The 18,551-nt window shown below is 66.9% G+C and carries 19 protein-coding genes; 13 read left to right on the forward strand and 6 right to left on the reverse strand.

Annotation, left to right across the window (positions count from 1 at the left end; all coding sequences use genetic code 11):
• The first annotated feature begins 98 nt into the window (after nucleotides 1–98).
• Together gshA and rmf are read left to right on the forward strand one after the other, a co-directional pair.
• Nucleotides 99–1,685, forward strand: a complete 1,587-nt coding sequence (gene gshA, locus OEJ36_RS07855) for a glutamate--cysteine ligase (RefSeq protein WP_263401013.1) — start codon at nucleotides 99–101, stop codon at nucleotides 1,683–1,685.
• Nucleotides 1,686–1,981: 296 nt separating this feature from the next.
• Nucleotides 1,982–2,194 (forward strand): ribosome modulation factor, encoded by a 213-nt coding sequence (gene rmf / locus OEJ36_RS07860; RefSeq protein WP_021218600.1) that lies wholly within the window; start codon nucleotides 1,982–1,984, stop codon nucleotides 2,192–2,194.
• A gap of 1 nt (nucleotide 2,195) precedes the next feature.
• Here rmf and OEJ36_RS07865 read toward each other — a convergent pair whose 3' ends face one another.
• The gene (locus OEJ36_RS07865; protein ID WP_263401014.1) at nucleotides 2,196–2,594 is read right to left on the reverse strand and encodes a carboxymuconolactone decarboxylase family protein; all 399 of its coding nucleotides are present in this window, start codon (nucleotides 2,592–2,594) and stop codon (nucleotides 2,196–2,198) included.
• Between the two features lie 85 nt (nucleotides 2,595–2,679).
• Here OEJ36_RS07865 and OEJ36_RS07870 point away from each other — a divergent pair, with 85 nt between their 5' ends.
• A complete protein-coding gene (locus tag OEJ36_RS07870; RefSeq protein ID WP_111260809.1) occupies nucleotides 2,680–3,486 on the forward strand; it encodes a cyclase family protein in 807 nt (268 codons plus the stop codon).
• Nucleotides 3,487–3,597: 111 nt separating this feature from the next.
• Here OEJ36_RS07870 and argA read toward each other — a convergent pair whose 3' ends face one another.
• Nucleotides 3,598–4,896, reverse strand: coding sequence for an amino-acid N-acetyltransferase (gene argA, locus OEJ36_RS07875; RefSeq protein WP_021218597.1), 1,299 nt, complete (start codon nucleotides 4,894–4,896; stop codon nucleotides 3,598–3,600).
• Between the two features lie 111 nt (nucleotides 4,897–5,007).
• On the reverse strand, nucleotides 5,008–6,165 hold the full coding sequence (argE, locus tag OEJ36_RS07880; RefSeq protein WP_263401015.1) for an acetylornithine deacetylase: 1,158 nt from the start codon (nucleotides 6,163–6,165) through the stop codon (nucleotides 5,008–5,010).
• 136 nt (nucleotides 6,166–6,301) lie between these two features.
• On the opposite strand from argE, the gene OEJ36_RS07885 reads away from it, so the two are divergent.
• From OEJ36_RS07885 to argC, 3 genes are all read left to right on the forward strand, one after another.
• Nucleotides 6,302–7,669: an inorganic triphosphatase gene (locus tag OEJ36_RS07885; protein WP_263401016.1), complete on the forward strand. Its 1,368-nt coding sequence runs from the start codon at nucleotides 6,302–6,304 to the stop codon at nucleotides 7,667–7,669.
• 49 nt (nucleotides 7,670–7,718) lie between these two features.
• Nucleotides 7,719–8,378 carry a DUF502 domain-containing protein gene (locus tag OEJ36_RS07890; RefSeq protein ID WP_263401017.1) on the forward strand — a complete coding sequence of 220 codons (660 nt, stop codon included), beginning with the start codon at nucleotides 7,719–7,721 and terminating at the stop codon, nucleotides 8,376–8,378.
• Nucleotides 8,379–8,463: 85 nt separating this feature from the next.
• Nucleotides 8,464–9,411, forward strand: coding sequence for an N-acetyl-gamma-glutamyl-phosphate reductase (gene argC, locus OEJ36_RS07895; RefSeq protein WP_263401018.1), 948 nt, complete (start codon nucleotides 8,464–8,466; stop codon nucleotides 9,409–9,411).
• 48 nt (nucleotides 9,412–9,459) lie between these two features.
• Here the strand turns inward: argC and OEJ36_RS07900 are convergent, their stop codons facing one another.
• Nucleotides 9,460–10,461, reverse strand: coding sequence for a YhcG family protein (locus tag OEJ36_RS07900; RefSeq protein ID WP_263401019.1), 1,002 nt, complete (start codon nucleotides 10,459–10,461; stop codon nucleotides 9,460–9,462).
• A gap of 284 nt (nucleotides 10,462–10,745) precedes the next feature.
• Complete coding sequence (locus tag OEJ36_RS07905) at nucleotides 10,746–11,216, reverse strand: Lrp/AsnC family transcriptional regulator (protein WP_263401020.1); 471 nt, start codon at nucleotides 11,214–11,216, stop codon at nucleotides 10,746–10,748.
• A gap of 125 nt (nucleotides 11,217–11,341) precedes the next feature.
• Between OEJ36_RS07905 and OEJ36_RS07910 the strand changes: the two genes are divergently transcribed.
• The 7 genes from OEJ36_RS07910 to aguA all read left to right on the forward strand — a co-directional run bounded on the left by OEJ36_RS07910 (nucleotide 11,342) and on the right by aguA (nucleotide 18,021).
• Nucleotides 11,342–11,689, forward strand: coding sequence for a hypothetical protein (locus tag OEJ36_RS07910; protein ID WP_263401021.1), 348 nt, complete (start codon nucleotides 11,342–11,344; stop codon nucleotides 11,687–11,689).
• Nucleotides 11,690–11,823: 134 nt separating this feature from the next.
• A complete protein-coding gene (locus tag OEJ36_RS07915; RefSeq protein WP_263401022.1) occupies nucleotides 11,824–13,608 on the forward strand; it encodes a GspE/PulE family protein in 1,785 nt (594 codons plus the stop codon).
• 76 nt (nucleotides 13,609–13,684) lie between these two features.
• On the forward strand, nucleotides 13,685–14,605 hold the full coding sequence (locus OEJ36_RS07920) for an SPFH domain-containing protein (protein ID WP_173178565.1): 921 nt from the start codon (nucleotides 13,685–13,687) through the stop codon (nucleotides 14,603–14,605).
• A 2-nt stretch (nucleotides 14,606–14,607) separates the two neighbouring features.
• A complete protein-coding gene (locus tag OEJ36_RS07925) occupies nucleotides 14,608–15,063 on the forward strand; it encodes an NfeD family protein (RefSeq protein WP_263401023.1) in 456 nt (151 codons plus the stop codon).
• Nucleotides 15,064–15,123: 60 nt separating this feature from the next.
• A complete protein-coding gene (locus OEJ36_RS07930; protein ID WP_263401024.1) occupies nucleotides 15,124–15,774 on the forward strand; it encodes a TetR/AcrR family transcriptional regulator in 651 nt (216 codons plus the stop codon).
• Between the two features lie 175 nt (nucleotides 15,775–15,949).
• Nucleotides 15,950–16,828, forward strand: a complete 879-nt coding sequence (gene aguB, locus OEJ36_RS07935; RefSeq protein WP_263401025.1) for an N-carbamoylputrescine amidase — start codon at nucleotides 15,950–15,952, stop codon at nucleotides 16,826–16,828.
• An 86-nt stretch (nucleotides 16,829–16,914) separates the two neighbouring features.
• Nucleotides 16,915–18,021 (forward strand): agmatine deiminase, encoded by a 1,107-nt coding sequence (gene aguA, locus OEJ36_RS07940; protein WP_263401026.1) that lies wholly within the window; start codon nucleotides 16,915–16,917, stop codon nucleotides 18,019–18,021.
• Between the two features lie 213 nt (nucleotides 18,022–18,234).
• Here the strand turns inward: aguA and OEJ36_RS07945 are convergent, their stop codons facing one another.
• A complete protein-coding gene (locus OEJ36_RS07945; RefSeq protein ID WP_003455791.1) occupies nucleotides 18,235–18,450 on the reverse strand; it encodes a molybdopterin-binding protein in 216 nt (71 codons plus the stop codon).
• Nucleotides 18,451–18,551 lie beyond the last annotated feature (101 nt).

An 18,551-nucleotide genomic window follows, 5' to 3' on the forward strand; every position in this document is an offset into this window, starting at 1 on the left:
CTGGACAAAGCGACAACGCAGTCATGTCCGCCCCTTGTAGACCGACCAGTCCACCCTCATATTGGGGCGACTGTCCCTGGGACCCACAGGATTCCAAATTGAGCGACCTTCTCTCCCGCCGCCTGGCATTGCTGGGCGAGCGTGCCCACCTGTCCCTGCTGACCCAGTGCCTGCACGGTATCGAACGCGAATGCCTGCGCGTCGAAGACAGCGGCCAGCTGGCCCTGACGCCGCACCCGGTGGCCGTCGGTTCGGCCCTGACCAACCCGCAGATCACCACCGACTATTCCGAGTCGCTGCTGGAGTTCATCACCCCCACCGAGCACGACCCGGCCGACACCCTGGCGGACCTGGAGAAGATCCATCGCTTCACCTACCAGAAGCTCGACGGCGAGCTGCTGTGGAGCGCCTCGATGCCCGGCCGCCTGCCCAGCGAGGAGGCGATCCCCATCGCCCGCTACGGCACCTCGCCCATCGGCCGCCTGAAGTACGTCTACCGCCGCGGCTTGGCCGTGCGCTACGGCAAGACCATGCAGTGCATCGCCGGCATCCACTACAACTTCTCCCTGCCCGAAGCCCTGTGGCCCCTGCTCAAGGAAGCCGAAGGCGACGAGCATAGCGACCGCGACTTCCAGTCGGCGCGCTACATCGCGATGATCCGCAACTTCCGCCGCTACAGCTGGTTGCTGATGTACCTGTTCGGCGCGGCGCCGGCGCTGGACCAGAACTTCCTCCGCGGCCGCCCCCACGACCTCGACCGCCTCGACGCCGACACCCTGTTCCTGCCCTGGGCCACCAGCCTGCGCATGAGCGACCTGGGCTACCAGAACAACGCCCAGTCCGGCCTCACGCCCTGCTACAACAACCTCGACAGTTACCTGTCGAGCCTGCGCCAGGCGGTGTCCACGCCCTACCCGCCCTATGCCGAGATCGGCACCAAGCGCGACGGCGAATGGGTGCAGCTGAACACCAACGTGATCCAGATCGAGAATGAGTACTACTCGTCGATCCGCCCGAAGCGCGTCACCTACACCGGCGAGCGCCCGATCCAGGCACTGATGGCCCGTGGCGTGCAGTACGTCGAAGTGCGCTGCCTGGACATCAACCCCTTCCTGCCCCTGGGCATCGACCTCGAAGAGTCGCGCTTCCTCGACGCCTTCCTGCTGTTCTGCGCCCTGCAGGACAGCCCGCCCCTGGCCGGCGGCGAATGCCGCGACTGCACAGACAACTTCCAGCGCGTGGTCAAGGAAGGTCGCCGCCCCGGCCTGCACCTGCAGCGCAACGGCCAGGAAATCGGCCTCCAGGAATGGGCTGGCGAGCTGCTCGACCAGATCGCCCGCACCGCCGACCTGCTGGACCGCGCCCAGGGTGGCCAGGCCCACGCCGAAGCCCTCGCGGCCCAACGCCCCAAGGTCGCCGATGCCAACCTCACGCCCTCGGCCCGGGTGCTGGCCGAACTGCGCGAGCGCGGCGAGAGCTTCAGCGAGTTCGCCCTGCGCTACAGCCGGCAGCACGCCGAGTACTTCCGCGCCGAGGCCCTGGCCCCGGACGACCAGGAGCGCCTGGAAACCATGGCGCGCCAGTCCCTGGAAGAACAGGCGCGCCTGGAAGCCGAACCCGATGTCGACTTCGACACCTTCGTCGCCGCCTACCAGGCCAGCATCCTCGGCTTGCTGAGCAACTGACGCGGTCCCTGCCGTTCCCGGGCTGAAGCCCGGGCTACGATAGGCTGGCGCCGAGCGCAACGAGGCCCAACGGTGCGCGGTTTGACCCCGCTGCGTTGGGCTTCGTACCTCAGCCCAACCTACGGATTGCACCTGCGCCCAGCGGCGCCGAAACCACCTGCGAACCCACGCGCCCTAAAAAGGCGCGGCCTGTCACAAAACCGACAAGCTGGGGCTCCAACTGGGACAGGCGGCCACCCGCGCCGGAAAACCGGCAGCTAGCATGAGCACATATCCAGAGCCTGCGAGCTTTGCCCATGGCGCCCCCAGACGCCCACCCCGAAGACAGCCAGCAATGGAGCCTGGAAAGCCTCAACAAGGCTTACCAACAAGGCTACATGGCGGGCCTCACCGGCCAGACCATCAACCAGCAGCCCTACCCCGCCGAAGTTCTCGCTGCGGCCTGGGAAGCCGGTTGGGACGACGGCCACGACCAGTACGAGCTGCAGCGTCCCTCGCGGATCGCCTGAATCAGTCCTCGCGAAAAGCCGCGTCCAGCGGAACCCGGTAACCCGTCGCCAGCCGGTTGGTTTCATTGGCCATGCCGATCACTGCCTGCAGTTCGCCGAACATTTCCTCGGTCATCCCCGCCTTGCGCGCCGCCGCCGTGTGCGAGCCGATGCAATAGGCGCAATTGTTGGTGACGCTGATGGCCACGTAGAGCAGCTCCTTGGTCAGCGGGTCCAGCGCGCCGGGGGCCATCACCTGCTTCAGGCTCTCCCAGGTGCGGCGCAGGTTGTCCGGGTGCTGGGCCAGGGCCTTCCAGAAGTTGTTCACCTGGTCGACCTTGCGCGTGGCCATGATGTCGTCATAGACCGCACGGACTTCCGGACTGGCATGTTCATATTCGATCAAGTGCTTAGACGACATCGCGTTTCTCCTTCTAAGTTATGAGTCAGCCAGTATAGGCAGCCCGCCCGTACCGGCCCGATCCCAACCAAGGAGAAGGTCACGCATGTCGATACGCACCCTGGGCCGCCTGGCCCTCACCGCCTCGCTGTCCCTGCCGCTGCTGGCCCAGGCCGCGCAACCCGGCCTCTGGGACACCTACGCCACGCTCAAGGCCAAGACCTGGGTCGACCTGACCCACGCCTACGACGAGCAGGTGCCGCACTGGAAGGGCTTCGAGAACGCCCAGCGCAAGACGCTCTACACCGTCGACAAGGACGGCTTCCAGGTGGACCTCTACACCCACGTCGGCCAGTGGGGCACCCATGTCGACCCGCCGGTGCACTTCCACAAGGGCCTGCGCGGCATCGACCAGATCGACGTGAAGGAACAGCTGCTGCCGCTGGTGGTGCTGGACATCCACCAGCAGGCGGCGAAGAACCCCGACTACGTGCTGACCCTGGCCGACGTGAAGGCCTGGGAAGCCAAGCACGGGCCGGTGCCGGAAGGCGCCTTCGTGGCCCTGCGCAGCGACTGGTCCAAGCGCTGGCCGAGCCAGGAAAAGATCCAGAACGCCGACGCCCAGGGCGTGGCCCACTACCCGGGCTGGAGCAAGGAGGCGCTGGTGTACCTGTACGAGACGCGCAAGATCACCGCCTCCGGCCACGAAACCACGGACACCGACCCAGGCATCGCCACCAGCAAGGACGACTACTCGCTGGAGTCCTACATTCTCGGCAAGGATCACTACCAGATCGAGCTGCTGGCCAACCTCGACCAGGTGCCGGAAGCCGGTGCATTGGTGGTGGTGAGCTTCCCGAAGATCGCCCGGGGCACCGGCTTCCCGGCGCGGGTGTTCGCGATATTGCCCTGATGGGGTGAGCGGGACTCCCCCTGTGGGAGCGGCTTCAGCCGCGATGGGCCCGGCTCGGTGCCGGGCCCTTTCGCGAATGAATTCGCTCCTACGGGGCCAAATGGAGCCGCCTCAGAGCGCCTTTTCGAAGATCTTCGAGTTGCGCTGGTAGTTGTACAGCGAGGCGCGCGCCGCCGGCAGGCTTTCCACGCCGCTGGGCTGGAAGCCGCGTTCGCGGAACCAGTGGGCGGTGCGGGTGGTGAGCACGAAGAGGGTCTTCAGGCCCAGGGCGCGGGCGCGGTCCTCGATGCGTTCCAGCAGCTCGTCGCCACGGCCGCCGTGGCGGTATTCCGGGTTCACCGCCAGGCACGCCAGCTCGCCGGCTTCGGAGTCGGCGATGGGGTAGAGCGCCGCGCAGGCGATGATGTGGCCGTCGCGCTCGACGATACTGAACTGGCCGATCTCGCGCTCCAGCACCTCGCGGGAGCGGCGCACCAGGATGCCCTGGTCTTCCAGCGGGGTGATCAGGTCGATCAGCCCGCCGACGTCCTCGATGGTGGCTTCGCGCAGGGATTCGAACTGCTCCTGGTCCACCAGGGTGCCGCCACCGTCGCGGGTGAACAGCTCGGTGAGCAGGGAGCCGTCTTCGGCGTAGCTGACCATGTGGCTGCGCTTGACCCCGCTGCGGCAGGCCTGGGCGGCGGCGTCCAGCAGCTCGGCCTGGTAGCTGTTGCCCAGGCGCACGAGGTGGCTGGGCACCTGCTGCGGGCGCAGTTCGCGCACCAGCTTGCCGGCTTCGTCGATCAGCCCGCGCTCGCTGCCGAACAGCACCAGCTTGTCCGCGCCCAGGTCGATGGCGGCGCGGGTGGCGACGTCTTCGCAGGCGAGGTTGAAGATCTCCCCCGTGGGCGAGTAGCCCAGGGGCGAGAGCAGCACGATGGAGCGCTCGTCCAGCTGGCGGCCGACGCCCTTGCGGTCGATGCGACGCACTTCACCGGTGTGGTGGTAGTCGACGCCATCGACCACGCCAATGGGCCGCGCGGTGACGAAGTTGCCGCCGGTCACGCGCAGGCGCGAGCCCTGCATGGGCGAGGCGGCGATGTCCATGGACAGGCGCGCCTCGATGGCGATGCGCAGCTGGCCCACAGCGTCGATCACGCATTCCAGGGTGGGGCCGTCGGTGATGCGCAGGTCGCGGTGGAAGTGCGGAGTGAGCCCGCGCGCGGCCAGGCGCGCCTCGATCTGCGGGCGCGAGCCGTGCACCAGCACCAGGCGCACCCCCAGGCTGTGCAGCAGCACCAGGTCGTGGACGATGTTGCCGAAATTCGGATGGGCGACGCCTTCGCCGGGCAGCATCACCACGAAGGTGCAGTCCCGGTGGGCGTTGATATAGGGCGATGCGTGGCGCAGCCAGTTGACGTAGTCGTGCATGGATTCCGTGAGCCTGTGAACGTTGGCGAAATGAGCGGTGCTACTCCGGAGACGGAGTCGGGGGCGTCGCGTTTATCGTCGTCGCAGGAACATCAACGGATTCCCTCCACATCAGGCCTTGTCGGCGGGGTTCAGGCAGTAGTGCTGGATGAGCTGGCGCAATAGCGCCACGGTAGGTTCGATGCGTGACAGTTCGAGGTGTTCATCGGGTTGGTGGGCGCAGGCGATGTCGCCGGGGCCGAGCACCAGGGTCTCGCAACCAAGCTGCTGAAGATACGGGGCTTCGGTGCCGAAGGCCACCGCTTCTGCGGCATGCCCGGTAAGACGTTCGGCCAGGCGCACCAGATCACTTCCGGCGGGCTCCTCGAAGGGCGGCACGGCGGGGAACAGCGGCTGGTAGTCGATGGCCACGCCATGGCGCTCGGCGAGCGGCGCCAGGCGCTGGCGGATGGCCGCGCGGAGCATCTCCGGCTCCATGCCCGGCAGCGGGCGCAGGTCGAACTCCAGGCTGCACTGGCCGCAGATGCGGTTGGGGTTGTCGCCACCGTGGATGCAGCCGAGGTTGAGGGTGGGCTGCGGCACGTTGAACAGCGGGTTGTTGAACGCGCGCTGCCACTCGCCGCGCAGGGCCACCAGCGCGGCGATGCTTTCGTGCATCGCCTCCAGGGCGCTGCGGCCCAGGCTCGGGTCGGAGGAGTGGCCGCTCTGCCCTAGGATGTCGATGCGCTCCATCATCACGCCCTTGTGCAGGCGGATCGGCTTGAGGCCGGTGGGCTCGCCGATCACCGCGGCGCGGCCCAGGGGTTGCCCGGCGGCGGCCAGGGCGCGGGCGCCGGACATCGAACTCTCTTCGTCGCAGGTGGCCAGGACGATCAGCGGACGGCGGAAGGGCTGGTCGCGCAAGGTGCGCACCGCCTCGATCACCAGGGGGAAGAAGCCCTTCATGTCGCAGCTGCCCAGGCCGTACCAGCGGTCATCGGCCTCGGCGAGCTGCAGCGGGTCGCTTTTCCACAGCGCGGCGTCAAAGGGCACGGTGTCGCTGTGGCCCGCCAGCACCAGGCCGCCGGGGCCGCTGCCCAGGGTGGCCAGCAGGTTGGCCTTGCCGGGCGCCACCTGCTGCACCTCGCAGCGGAAGCCCAGCTCGCCCAGCCAGGCCGCCAGCAAGTCGATCACCGCCTGGTTGGACTGGTCCCAGCCGGGCTGGGTGCAGCTCACCGAAGGGGCGGCGATCAGCGCGGCGAACTGGCTCTTCAGGTCTGGAATGGGCATCGGTTACCTCCACGGACGAGGGCTCATCATAGGGACAACGCTCCACCGGCGAAACCGCCCGGCAGGGCGCCTCGGCGTCCTGTAGACTTCACCGCCTCGGCAGCCATCCCGTGCTGCGACTGATAAAACTCCGGCCATGCAAAAAGAAACCGAAATCAAGCTCCGCGCCAGCCGCGAGACCCTCGAAGCCCTCCGCGACCACCCGCTGCTGAAGAAGCGCAACAAGAGCGGCTGGGAGAAGCGTGAGCTCTTCAACCAGTACTACGACACCCCCGAGCGGGATTTGTCGCGCGCCAAGGTCGCCCTGCGCCTGCGCCGCGACGGTGATCAGTTCATCCAGACCCTGAAGAGCCGTGGCCAGAGCGTGGCCGGCCTCTCCGAGCGCAACGAGTGGGACTGGTACCTGACCAAGGCCAAGCTCGACCCGAAGAAGCTGGGTGACGACTGCTGGCCCGCCAGCCTCGCCGAGCTGGACAAGAAGACCCTGGCACCGATCTTCACCACCGACTTCGTCCGCGAGCGCGCCGAGATCGCCTGGGGCCGTGGCAAGGCCAAGGTGGTGGTGGAAGCCGCCCTGGACCTGGGCAAGGTCATCGCCGGCAAGGCCGAGGAAGAAATCTGCGAGCTGGAGCTGGAACTGCGCCAGGGCGAGCCCGAAGCCCTGCTGGAACTGGCCCGTGAACTGGCCGCCGACCTGGCCCTGATGCCCTGCGACATCAGCAAGGCCGAGCGTGGCTATCGCCTGTTCGACGCCAACAGCTACAGCGTCGCCCTGCCGGCCCCGGTGCTGGACGCCGAGATGCCCCTGGACGACGCCATAGCCGCCATCGCCTGGTACCTGCTCGGCAGCAGCCAGCGCCTGGCCGAGCAATACCGCTTCAACGGCCACTGGAAGCTGCTCGGCGAATGGCTGCAGCAACTGATCGACCTGCGTGCCCTGCTCGGCAGCCTCGGCCAGGCCGCACCGCGCGCCAGCAGCCACAGCCTGCGTGAAGCCCTGGACGCCCTGATCGGCGACTGGCGCCCGCGCCTGGCCGCCGGCCAGGATGACGAAGCCGCGCGCCAGGCTGCGCCGCAGCAGTTCGCCGACGAACTGGCCGGCACCCGCTGGGGCCTGTTCTCCCTCGAAGCCTCCAGCTGGCTGCTGGCCCGTGGCTGGGCCGCCAACCGCAACGACCGTGGCAACCGCCAGGGCAAGGCGGCGCTGGGCAAATGGCTGCCGCGCCTGCTGGGCGACGAAGCCCGCGACCTGCAACTGGACCGCTACAAGCGCCAGCCCGAGGACCTCGCCGAACAGCTGCCGCGCATCGAGCGCCTGCTGGTCTGGCTGCGCCTGGCCCGCAGCGTGCTGCTGGAAATCCCCGAGACCGACCGTTGCTACGGCGAGCTGAACAAGCTGGCCGAACTGGCGAGCCAGCCGATCGACGAGGAAGCCCTCGAAGCCCGTGTAACCCAGGCCCACCACGTGCTGACGCTGAAGAGCTGGAAACAGCTGCTCAAGTGATGCGACCCGGCACCGCGCGCCCGCGAGGTGCCGACGAGGACCCCACCCGATGTTCAAGCAAAGCTTCCGATCCCTGCTCGGCACCTGGCTGACCGGCCTGCTGGCCCTGCTGCCGCTGGTGCTGACCCTGGCGCTGCTGGCCTGGATCGTCAGCCTGCTCAATCGCCTGGTGGGCCCCTCGACGCTGATCGGCCAGCTGCTCGCCGCCCTCGGCCAGCCGTTCGCCAGCAACCCCTACCTCGCCTGGTTCGTCGGCACCCTGGTGCTGCTGGCCAGCCTCTATCCCCTGGGCCTGGCCGTGCAGCTGGGCCTGCGCCGGCCGCTGGCCTGGCTGTTCGACCAGACCCTGCGGCGCACCCCGCTGATCGGCAACGTCTACAACATCGCCGACCGCTTCGTCGGCATGCTCGACAAGGAAAAGAACGCCGACATCACCACCATGAAGCCGGTCTGGTGCTTCTTCGGCGGTGACGGTGCGGCGGTGCTCGCCCTGCAGCCCAGCTCCGCGCCCATCGAGCTGGAAGGCCGGCCCTACTGCGCCATCCTGGTGCCCACCGCGCCCATCCCGGTGGGTGGCGGCCTGCTCTACGTGCCGGTGGACTGGGTGCGCCCGGCCGACATGGGCGTCGATGCGCTGACCAGCATCTACGTCTCCATGGGCCTCACCCCGCCGCCCGCCGCCACACCGCCCGACGCCTCGCGGGGCTGATCCGCCGACGCGCTTGGCCAAGGCGCCACCACGCTGGTTACAATGCGCGCCCCGCTCTTCATTCGTCTGTCCGAGAGAGTCCGCCATGGTTTTCAAAGTGTTCGTAGATGGTCAGGAAGGCACCACCGGCCTCCGGTTGCTCGACTACCTGTCCGGCCGTGCCGACATCGAGCTGCTGCGCATCGCCGATGACAAACGCAAGGACCCGCAGGAGCGCGCGCGGTTCCTGAATGCCGCCGACGTCGCCTTCCTCTGCCTGCCCGACGTGGCCTCCCGCGAGGCGGTGTCGCTGGTGACCAACCCGAACACCTGCATCATCGACGCCAGCACCGCGTTCCGCACCGATGACAGCTGGGCCTATGGCCTGCCGGAACTGGCCGCCGGCCAGCGCGAGAAGATCCGCACCAGCAAGCGCATCGCCGTGCCCGGCTGCCACGCCAGCGCCTTCATCCTCGCCGTGCGTCCGCTGATCGACGCCGGCCTGCTGCCCGCCGACTACCCGCTGTCGACCTTCTCCCTCACCGGCTACAGCGGTGGCGGCAAGGGCATGATCGCCCAGTACGAAGCCGGCAACGACGCCGCCCTGATGAGCCCGCGCCCCTACGCCCTGGGCCTGGAGCACAAGCACCTGCCGGAAATGCGCGTCCAGGCCCGCCTGGCCCAGGCGCCGGTGTTCAACCCCATCGTCGGCCCCTTCCTCAAGGGCCTGGCGGTCACCGTGCCGCTCTACACCGAGCGCCTGGCGCGCAAGGCCAGCGCCGCCGAAATCACCGAGATCTACCGCCAGCACTACGCCGGCGAGCAGTTCGTGCGGGTGATGCCGGCCGGTGACGAGGGCAACCTCGACGGCGGCTTCTTCGACGTCCAGGGCTGCAACGACACCAACCGCGTCGACCTCTTCGTCTTCGGCTCCGCCGACCGCCTCAACCTGGTCGCACGCCTGGACAACCTCGGCAAGGGCGCCGCCGGTGCCGCAGTGCAGTGCATGAACGTGCACATCGGCGCCGACGAGGCCACCGGCCTCAACGCCTGATCCGCACTGCCATGAAAAAGCCCCGCCGATGCGGGGCTTTTTCATGGGTCAGTCCCGTGAATCGAGTGCATAAAACTCCTGGAGCTTGCGCTGCAGCAGTTCCTGATCCGGTAACTGGGTTCGATACTCGGCCACCAGCGCCGGAGACAGGGAACGGTTGAGGGCGTACTCCACCACCTCATCATCCTTGCTGGCACACAGCAGCACACCGATGGCGGGCTGCTCGTGAGGCTTGCGCACATCCCGGTCCAGAGCCTCCAGATAGAAATCCAGCTTCCCCAGGTATTCCGGCTCGAAACGCCCCACCTTGAGTTCGATGGCCACCAGGCAGTTGAGGCCTCGATGGAAGAACAAGAGATCAAGAAAGAAGTCACGGCTACCGACCTGCAACGGGTATTCGGACCCAATGAAGCAGAAGTCCCGCCCCAGCTCGATCAGAAAGTCCCGCAGGCGGAACAACAAGCCACGATGCAACTCCGCCTCGCCGTGCCCAGGGGACAAATCCAGGAACTCGAAGACATAGGCATCCTTGAAGGCATCTACGGCATCCGGTTGCCGTTGCCGCAGGGCTTCCGATGCGCTGGCAGGCCTGTTCAGCGAACGTTCGAACAATCCAGCCCGACACTGTCGCTCCAGCTCCCGGCTTGACCAGCGTTCCCGTATCGCCAGTCGCAGATAGAAACCGCGCTCCTCGGGGGTACGGCATTGGCCAAGCACGAGCAGATTGTGGGTCCAGGGTATTTGTGTCAGCAGCGCTGACACTATTGCCTCATCCGGCCAGGCATCGTGGAACTGGCGCATGCGAAACAGGTTGCGCCGGGTGAACCCGCGTAGCCCCGGCTGGGTGCGCGCCAGGTACTTCGCCAGTTGCTCGACGACCCCTTCGCCCCATTCCGATGACTCCAGCTTCTCGCTGATATGGCGCCCGATTCGCCAGTAGAGCGTGATCAGTTCGGCATTGACCGATTGATAGGCACGCTGGCGGGCACTGGCGATCATCAGTGCGATGTCGCCAAAGGCGGTATCCCGCGTTGATCCTGGCGTGTTCATGACATGGCTCCTGGCTGATAAGCCAGTCACCATCGCGTACCTGTCATGGCATGAAAATCCGGCGCTCGCCGCGCCATGCCAAGGGAACCGTCCCATACCTGTCGCTGGATCGCGCAGCGGTCCCGTCGTACCAACGCACATGGAGGCCAGGGCAATGACCGGTAGGGGCGAATTCATTCGCCCAAGGGCCGCGCAGCGGTCCCATCGTGACCTCGAGGGGCGGACCTACGGCCCGCTTGGCGACTGAAGTCGCCCCTACAAGGGTGCCCATGAAGGCCCCAGCACTACCCGCTCACCGGCAAGCTGGTGGTGGATTTGATCTCCGACAGGGCGACGATGGAGTTGACCTCCTGGATGCCCGGCACCAGCGACAGCTTCTCGAAGAAGAAGCGCTCGTAGGCCTCGATGTCCTTGGTGACGATGCGCAGCATGAAATCCACCGCGCCCATGAGTACGTGGCATTCCAGCACCTCGGGGAAGCCCTGCATCGCCTCGGCGAATTCGGTGAGGTTGGAGCGGCCGTGGGCGTTGAGCTTCACCTGAGCGAAGATCTGCGCGTTGAGGCCGATCTTGCGCCGGTCCAGCAGGGTCACCTGGCGGCGGATCACGCCTTCCTCCTTGAGCCGCTGGATGCGCCGCCAGCAGGGCGACTGGGACAGGCCGATGCGCTCGGCGATCTCGGCGGTGGCGATGCCGGCGTCCTCCTGCAGCAGTTCGAGGATGCGGCGGTCGTAGGGATCGAGTTCGACAGGCATGAAAAACCCCAATATTCGGATATCGGGGAAATTCTATTCCTCAATGAGCCGAAACAACCAATAAACAGGCACAAATTCTCCCCTCGGCGCCAGGAAAATAGGCCGTCGCCTCCGGAGCCGCCAACATGCTCGATCTCGAAGAATCGCCCTGTGTCACCCTGCCGCCGCCCTTCCCCACCGCCCTGGCGCCCCGGGAGGACGTGTGGAACCCGGCGCACCTGCCCGGCCAGGCGCGCACCCTGTGCTTCACCATCCTCGCCGAGGCCGACGCGGACATCCTCAGCCGCCTGCTCGGCTACTTCGCCCAGCTGCAACTGGTGCCACAGTGGCTGGAGTCCAGCCGCCAGGGCGACGAGCTGCTGCTGCGGGTGCGCCAGGACGGCCTGACCCTCCACCGCGCCGAGGTCATCGCGCAGAAAATGCGCTCTCTGGTCAGCGTATTTTCGGTGGATGTGCAGCCTGCGGCATCCTGACCACGCCGTTCGGTGCACCCGATCACGCAATGCCCTTCGCCCCGAGGCGCCGATTCGGGCATCCTGTGCCCCCTCCACGGAAGAGTGCGTTGGCTACTCTTCCCTGACCGGGATCGCGTGACCAAGGAGCCTGCATGTCCGCTTTTGCCTCAGCCGCCCAGGATCGCTGGCTGGACCTCAACGACCTCCTGCGGGAGCTGGTGAACCAGGGCCGGATCGCCCAGGACACCGCCGAGCAGTGCATGGCGATTCGCCGCAGCGCGGTGAACAACCAGCAGCACCCGCTGGAATTCCTCGCCAGCCAGCAGGTCGACGACCTCAAGCGCCCCGGCAAGAAGCTCGACCTCGAAGCCCTGACCGTCTGGCTTTCCGAGTACGCCGGCCAGCCCTACCTGCGCATCGACCCGCTGAAGATCGACGTCGCCGCGGTCACCCCGCTGATGTCCTACGCCTTCGCCCAGCGCCACAAGATCCTCGCCGTGGCCGCCGACAGCGAGAGCGTCACCATCGCCAGCGCCCAGCCCTTCGTGCACAGCTGGGAGGGCAACCTCACCCACGTGCTCAAGCGCCCGATCAAGCGCATCGTCGCCAACCCGGCGGACATCCAGCGCTTCACCGTGGAGTTCTACCGCCTGGCCAAGTCGGTCAGCGGCGCCAATACCGTGGACCAGAAGATCAGCGGCGTCGGCAACTTCGAACAATTGCTGAAACTGGGGGCGAACGACCAGGAACCCGACGCCAACGACGCGCATATCGTCAACATCGTCGACTGGCTGTTCCAGTACGCCTACCAGCAGCGCGCCAGTGACATCCACATCGAGCCGCGCCGCGAACAGGGCACCGTGCGCTTCCGCATCGACGGCGTGCTGCACACCGTCTACCAGTTCCCGCCCCAGGTGACGATGGCCATCGTCAGCCGCCTGAAGAGCCTCGGCCGCATGAACGTGGCGGAGAAGCGCAAGCCCCAGGACGGCCGGGTCAAGACCAAGACCCCGGAAGGCGGCGAGGTGGAGCTGCGCCTGTCCACACTGCCCACCGCCTTCGGCGAGAAGATGGTGATGCGGATCTTCGACCCCGAGGTGCTGCTCAAGAGCTTCGACCAGCTGGGCTTCTCCCAGGACGACCTGAAGCGCTGGCAGAGCATGACCAACCAGCCCAACGGCATCATCCTGGTCACCGGCCCCACCGGCTCGGGCAAGACCACCACGCTCTACACCACGCTCAAGCAACTGGCCACCAGCGAGGTGAACGTCTGCACCATCGAAGACCCCATCGAGATGATCGAGGGCGCCTTCAACCAGATGCAGGTGCAGCACAACATCGACCTGACCTTCGCCAGCGGCGTTCGCGCGCTGATGCGCCAGGACCCGGACATCATCATGGTCGGCGAGATCCGCGACCTGGAAACCGCCGAGATGGCCATCCAGGCGGCACTCACCGGCCACCTGGTGCTCTCCACCCTGCACACCAACGACGCCCCCAGCGCCATCACCCGCCTGCTGGAACTGGGCGTGCCCTACTACCTGCTGCGCGCCACCCTGCTCGGGGTCATGGCCCAGCGCCTGGTGCGCACCCTGTGCCCGCACTGCAAGGCACCCATCGAGCTGGAAGAAGAGGACTGGCAGAACCTCACCCGCCCCTGGAGCGCACCGCTGCCCACCGGGGCGCACCGCGCCGTGGGCTGCCTGGAATGCCGCGACACCGGCTACCGGGGCCGCGCCGGGGTCTACGAGATCATGCTGCTGTCGGACTCGGTGAAGAGCTACATCACCGCCGACACCGACCTGGTCGGCCTGCGCCGCAACGCCTTCAAGGAAGGCATGCGCAGCCTGCGCCTGTCCGGCGCGCAGAAGGTCGCCGCCGGCCTCACCACGGTCGAGGAAGTGCTGCGGGTCACCCCGCAGAGCGAACAGAAGTAACCACCGCCGCCCGGCGCAGAATCCGGGCGGATAACCGAGAAAGGCCGCTGCCGGCACTCACCTACAGGGAACAGTCATGGGCATCACCACAGTCGTACTCCTCTTCGTCGCGCTCGCCGTGGCCATCGTCTTCATGGGCTTCAAGGTCGTGCCGCAGGGCTACGAGTGGACGGTGGAGCGCTTCGGCCGCTACACCAACACCCTCAAGCCGGGCCTGAACATCATCGTTCCGGTGATGGACCGCATCGGCCGCAAGCTCAACGTCATGGAAGCCGTGCTGGACATCCCCCCGCAGGAAGCCATCAGCGCCGACAACGCCATCGTCGAGATCGACGCCGTGTGCTTCTTCCAGGTGATCAACGCGGCCCAGGCGGCCTATGAGGTGAACAACCTCGAGCACGCCATCCGCAACCTGGTGATGACCAACATCCGCACCGTGCTCGGCTCCATGGAGCTGGACGCCATGCTCAGCCAGCGCGACGCCATCAACGAGCGCCTGCTGCGCACCGTCGACGAAGCCACCGCGCCCTGGGGCATCAAGGTCACCCGTATCGAGATCAAGGACATCAGCCCGCCCGCCGACCTGGTGGAAGCCATGGCCAGCCAGATGAAAGCCGAGCGCCTCAAGCGCGCACAGATCCTCGAAGCCGAAGGCTCCCGCTCCGCTGCCATCCTCACCGCCGAAGGCCACAAGCAGGCGGAAATCCTCCGCGCCGAGGGCGAACGCGCCGCCGCCTTCCTCGAAGCCGAGGCCCGCGAACGCGCCGCCCAGGCCGAAGCCGAGGCGACCCGCGTGGTGTCCCAGGCCATCGCCAGCGGCAACGTGCAGGCGGTGAACTACTTCGTCGCGCAGAAATACGTCGAGGCCCTGGGCAACCTGGCCAGCGCCAACAACAGCAAGGTGATCCTCATGCCACTGGAGGCCAGCCAGGTGATCGGCTCGGTGGGCGGCATCGGCGAGATCGTCAAAGCCACCTTCGGCGACAAGAAGGTCTGACCATGCTCGGCTACCTGCAGACCCTGTCCTTCTGGGACTGGCTGGCCCTGGGCACCCTGCTGCTGATCCTCGAAGTCTTCGGCGCCGGCGGCTACCTGCTGTGGATCGGCCTCGCCGCCGCCGCGGTGGGCGTGCTCACCTTCCTCGTGCCGGGCATCCCGTGGGAGGTGCAGTTCCTCCTCTTCGGCGTGCTCTCGGTGTGCACCGCCGTCTACTGGTGGCGTCGCCAGCGCAGCGCCGCCAAGCCCTCCGACCAGCCGGGGCTGAACCGCCGGGGCCAGGAGTTCGTCGGCCGCCAGTTCGCCCTGCACCAGGCCATCGAAGGCGGGCGCGGCAAGATCAAGGCCGGCGACTCGGTATGGCTGGTGGTCGGGCCCGACCTGCCCGTTGGCGCCCAGGTCCGCGTGGTCGGCCAGGACGGCGTGCTGCTCAAGGTGGAACCTGCCGGCGACAACTGACGCAAGCCTTGCACGGGCTCCCGCCCTGACGTCCAATAGCGCGTCGCCCAGGAGCCCGTCATGCCACGTCCCGCCACCACCCGCAAACCCCGCGCCAGCAGCCAGCTGCGCATCGCCGGGATTCTCGACGCCGCACGGGCGCTGCTGGCCGAGGAAGGCGTGGCCAACCTGTCGATCTACAGCGTGGCCGAGCGCGCGGACATGCCGCCCTCCTCCGTCTACCACTTCTTCGCCAGCGTGCCGGCCATCCTCGAAGGCCTCACCGCCGAGGTGCATGCCGCCTTCCGCGCCTGCCTGCAGGAGCCGGTGGAACACGGCCGCCTGGGCAGCTGGCGCGATCTCTCGCGCCTGGTGGAGGAGCGCATGCTGGCGATCTACGCCGACGACACCGCCGCGCGCCAGCTGATCCTCGCCCAGCACGGCCTCACCGAAGTGACCCAGGCCGACCGCCAGCACGACATCGAGCTGGGCCGCCTGATGCACCGCCTGTTCGAGCGCCACTTCGAGCTGCCGGCACTGCCGGACGACATCGACGTCTTCGCCCTGGCCATGGAGCTGGGCGATCGCGTCTATGCCCGTTCGGTGCAGCTGCACGGCGAGATCACCCCGCGCTTCGCCGAGGAAGGCATGCGCGTATTCGATGCCTACCTCGGCCTCTACCTGCCGCCCTTCCTGCCCAAGCGGGCCGTTGCGCTTGCCGACACACCCTGAAATCGCTCGATTTCTATCCGACATTAAGCCGATAAACATCCGACTAATTGGTGATTATTTTATTTTTTTCCGATTTAAATCGCTTTTAAAGCGGATTTTTATCGATTATAAAGTCGACATTCCCGGGCGACCTGCGCCCGTTCATCGACAGCAATCGTCCTGACGAGGTGTCTCCATGTCCCGCATCGTTACCGTCGCCGCCACCCAGATGGCCTGCTCCTGGGATCGCGCCGCGAACATCGCCAACGCCGAGAAACTGGTGCGCCAGGCGGCCGCCAGGGGGGCGCAGATCATTCTCATCCAGGAGCTGTTCGAGACCCCCTACTTCTGCCAGAAGCCCAACGCCGACTACCTGCTGCTGGCCACCGCCACCGAGGTCAACGCCGCCATCGCCCACTTCCAGAAGGTGGCCGCCGAGCTGCAGGTGGTGCTGCCCATCAGCTACTTCGAGCTGGCCGGGCGCGCGCGCTTCAACAGCATCGCCATCATCGACGCCGACGGCAGCAACCTCGGCGTGTACCGCAAGAGCCACATCCCGGACGGCCCCGGCTACCACGAGAAGTACTACTTCAACCCCGGCGACACCGGCTTCAAGGTGTGGAACACCCGCTACGCGCGCATCGGCGTCGGCATCTGCTGGGACCAGTGGTTCCCCGAGTGCGCCCGCAGCATGGCGCTGCTGGGTGCCGAGGTGCTGTTCTACCCCACCGCCATCGGCAGCGAGCCCCATGACGCCAGCATCACCTCCCGCGACCATTGGCAGCGCGTGCAGCAGGGCCACGCAGGCGCTAACCTGATGCCTCTGGTGGCGTCGAACCGCATCGGCCGCGAAGAGCAGGACGGCTACGACATCACCTTCTACGGCTCCTCCTTCATCGCCGACCCGTTCGGCGCCAAGGTCGAGGAACTGAACGAAACCGAGGAAGGCGTGCTGGTCCACAGCTTCGACCTCGACGCACTGGAACGTACCCGCAGCGCCTGGGGCACCTTCCGTGACCGTCGCCCGAACCTGTACGGCCCGCTGAAGACCCTGGACGGCTCCCTGGAGTCCTGACACCCCTTTCCAGTGGCCCCCGCCAGCGCGGGGCCCACTCAACAGCCACCGCATCGCCCCTCGTCGGGCGACCACAGGTAACCCCCATGAAACCTCTGAACAGCACCCCCCGCGCCGATGGCTTCCGCATGCCGGCGGAATGGGAAACCCACAGCCGAACCTGGATGGTCTGGCCCGAGCGCCCGGACAACTGGCGCCTCGGCGGCAAGCCCGCCCAGGCCGCCTTCAGCGCCGTGGCCCGCGCCATCGCCCGTTTCGAGCCGGTGACCGTCTGCGTCAGCGCCGGCCAGTACGAGAACGCCTGCCAGCGCCTGGACGAGCCGAACATCCGAGTGGTGGAAATCACCACCGACGACGCCTGGGTGCGGGACACCGGCCCCACCTTCGTCACCGACGACACCGGCGAGGTGCGCGGCGTGGACTGGGCCTTCAACGCCTGGGGCGGCTTCGACGGCGGCCTCTACTCGCCGTGGAACCGCGACGACCAGGTGGCCTCGAAGGTGCTGCGCATCGAAGGCTTCCAGGGCTACCGCACCGAAGGCTTCGTGCTGGAAGGCGGCTCCATCCACGTGGATGGCGAAGGCACCCTGATCACCACCGAGGAATGCCTGCTCAACCGCAACCGCAACCCGCACCTGGGTCGCGAGGAGATCGAGGCGGTGCTGCGCGACCACCTGGCGGTGGACAGCATCATCTGGCTGCCGGACGGCCTCTACAACGATGAGACCGACGGCCACGTCGACAACTTCTGCTGCTACGTGCGCCCGGGCGAAGTGCTGCTGGCCTGGACCGACGACCCGGCCAACCCCAACTACCCGCGCTGCCAGGCGGCGATGAAGGTGCTGGAGCAAGCCCGCGACGCCAAGGGCCGCCAGCTGGTGGTGCACAAGATGCCGATCCCCGGCCCGCTCTACGCCACGGACGAGGAATGCGCCGGCGTCGACCTGGTGGCCGGCACCCAGGAACGCGACCCGTCGATCCGCCTGGCCGGCTCCTACGTCAACTTCCTCATCGTCAACGGCGGCATCGTCGCGCCCAAGTTCGACGACCCCAAGGACGCCGAGGCCGAAGCCATCCTCAAGCGCCTGTTCCCGCAGCACGAAGTGGTGATGGTCCCCGGCCGCGAAATCCTCCTCGGCGGCGGCAACATCCACTGCATCACCCAGCAACAGCCGGCGCCGCAGAAGCGCTGAGCCGAACCCGGATGAACGAAGCCCCGCGAAAGCGGGGCTTTTTTTGACGGGTAGCCCGGGCTTCAGCCCGGGGATGGTGTGGATAACTTCCCGGGCTGAAGCCCGGGCTACGCTCCTACGCTCCCAAACGTGTCCCCCAAACGAACGAGCCCCCGCATGCGCGGGGGCTCTTCATGTCGGCACAAGGCAGCTGACGCAACCTCATCCAGCGGATCACAGCTTGGCGATGGACACCTCGGTGGATTTCACGAAGGCGATCACTTCGGAACCGATGCCCAGCTCCAGCTCGCGCACGGAACGGGTGGTGATCACCGAGGTGACGATACCGGCGGCGGTCTGCACGTCGATTTCCGACAGCACCGGGCCTTCGATGATTTCCTTGATGGTGCCTTTGAACTGGTTGCGGACGTTGATGGCTTTGATGGTCATGGCATTTCTCCTGGGGTCGAAAAGTAGCTTCAAGTTGCAAGCTTCAAGCGGCAAGTCGGAGCGTCCTGCTCTTTCTTGCGGCTTGTGGCTTGCGCTTGCTG

The organism is Pseudomonas sp. PDM13 (assembly GCF_025685765.1).
Classification (GTDB): Bacteria; Pseudomonadota; Gammaproteobacteria; order Pseudomonadales; family Pseudomonadaceae; genus Metapseudomonas; species Metapseudomonas solani.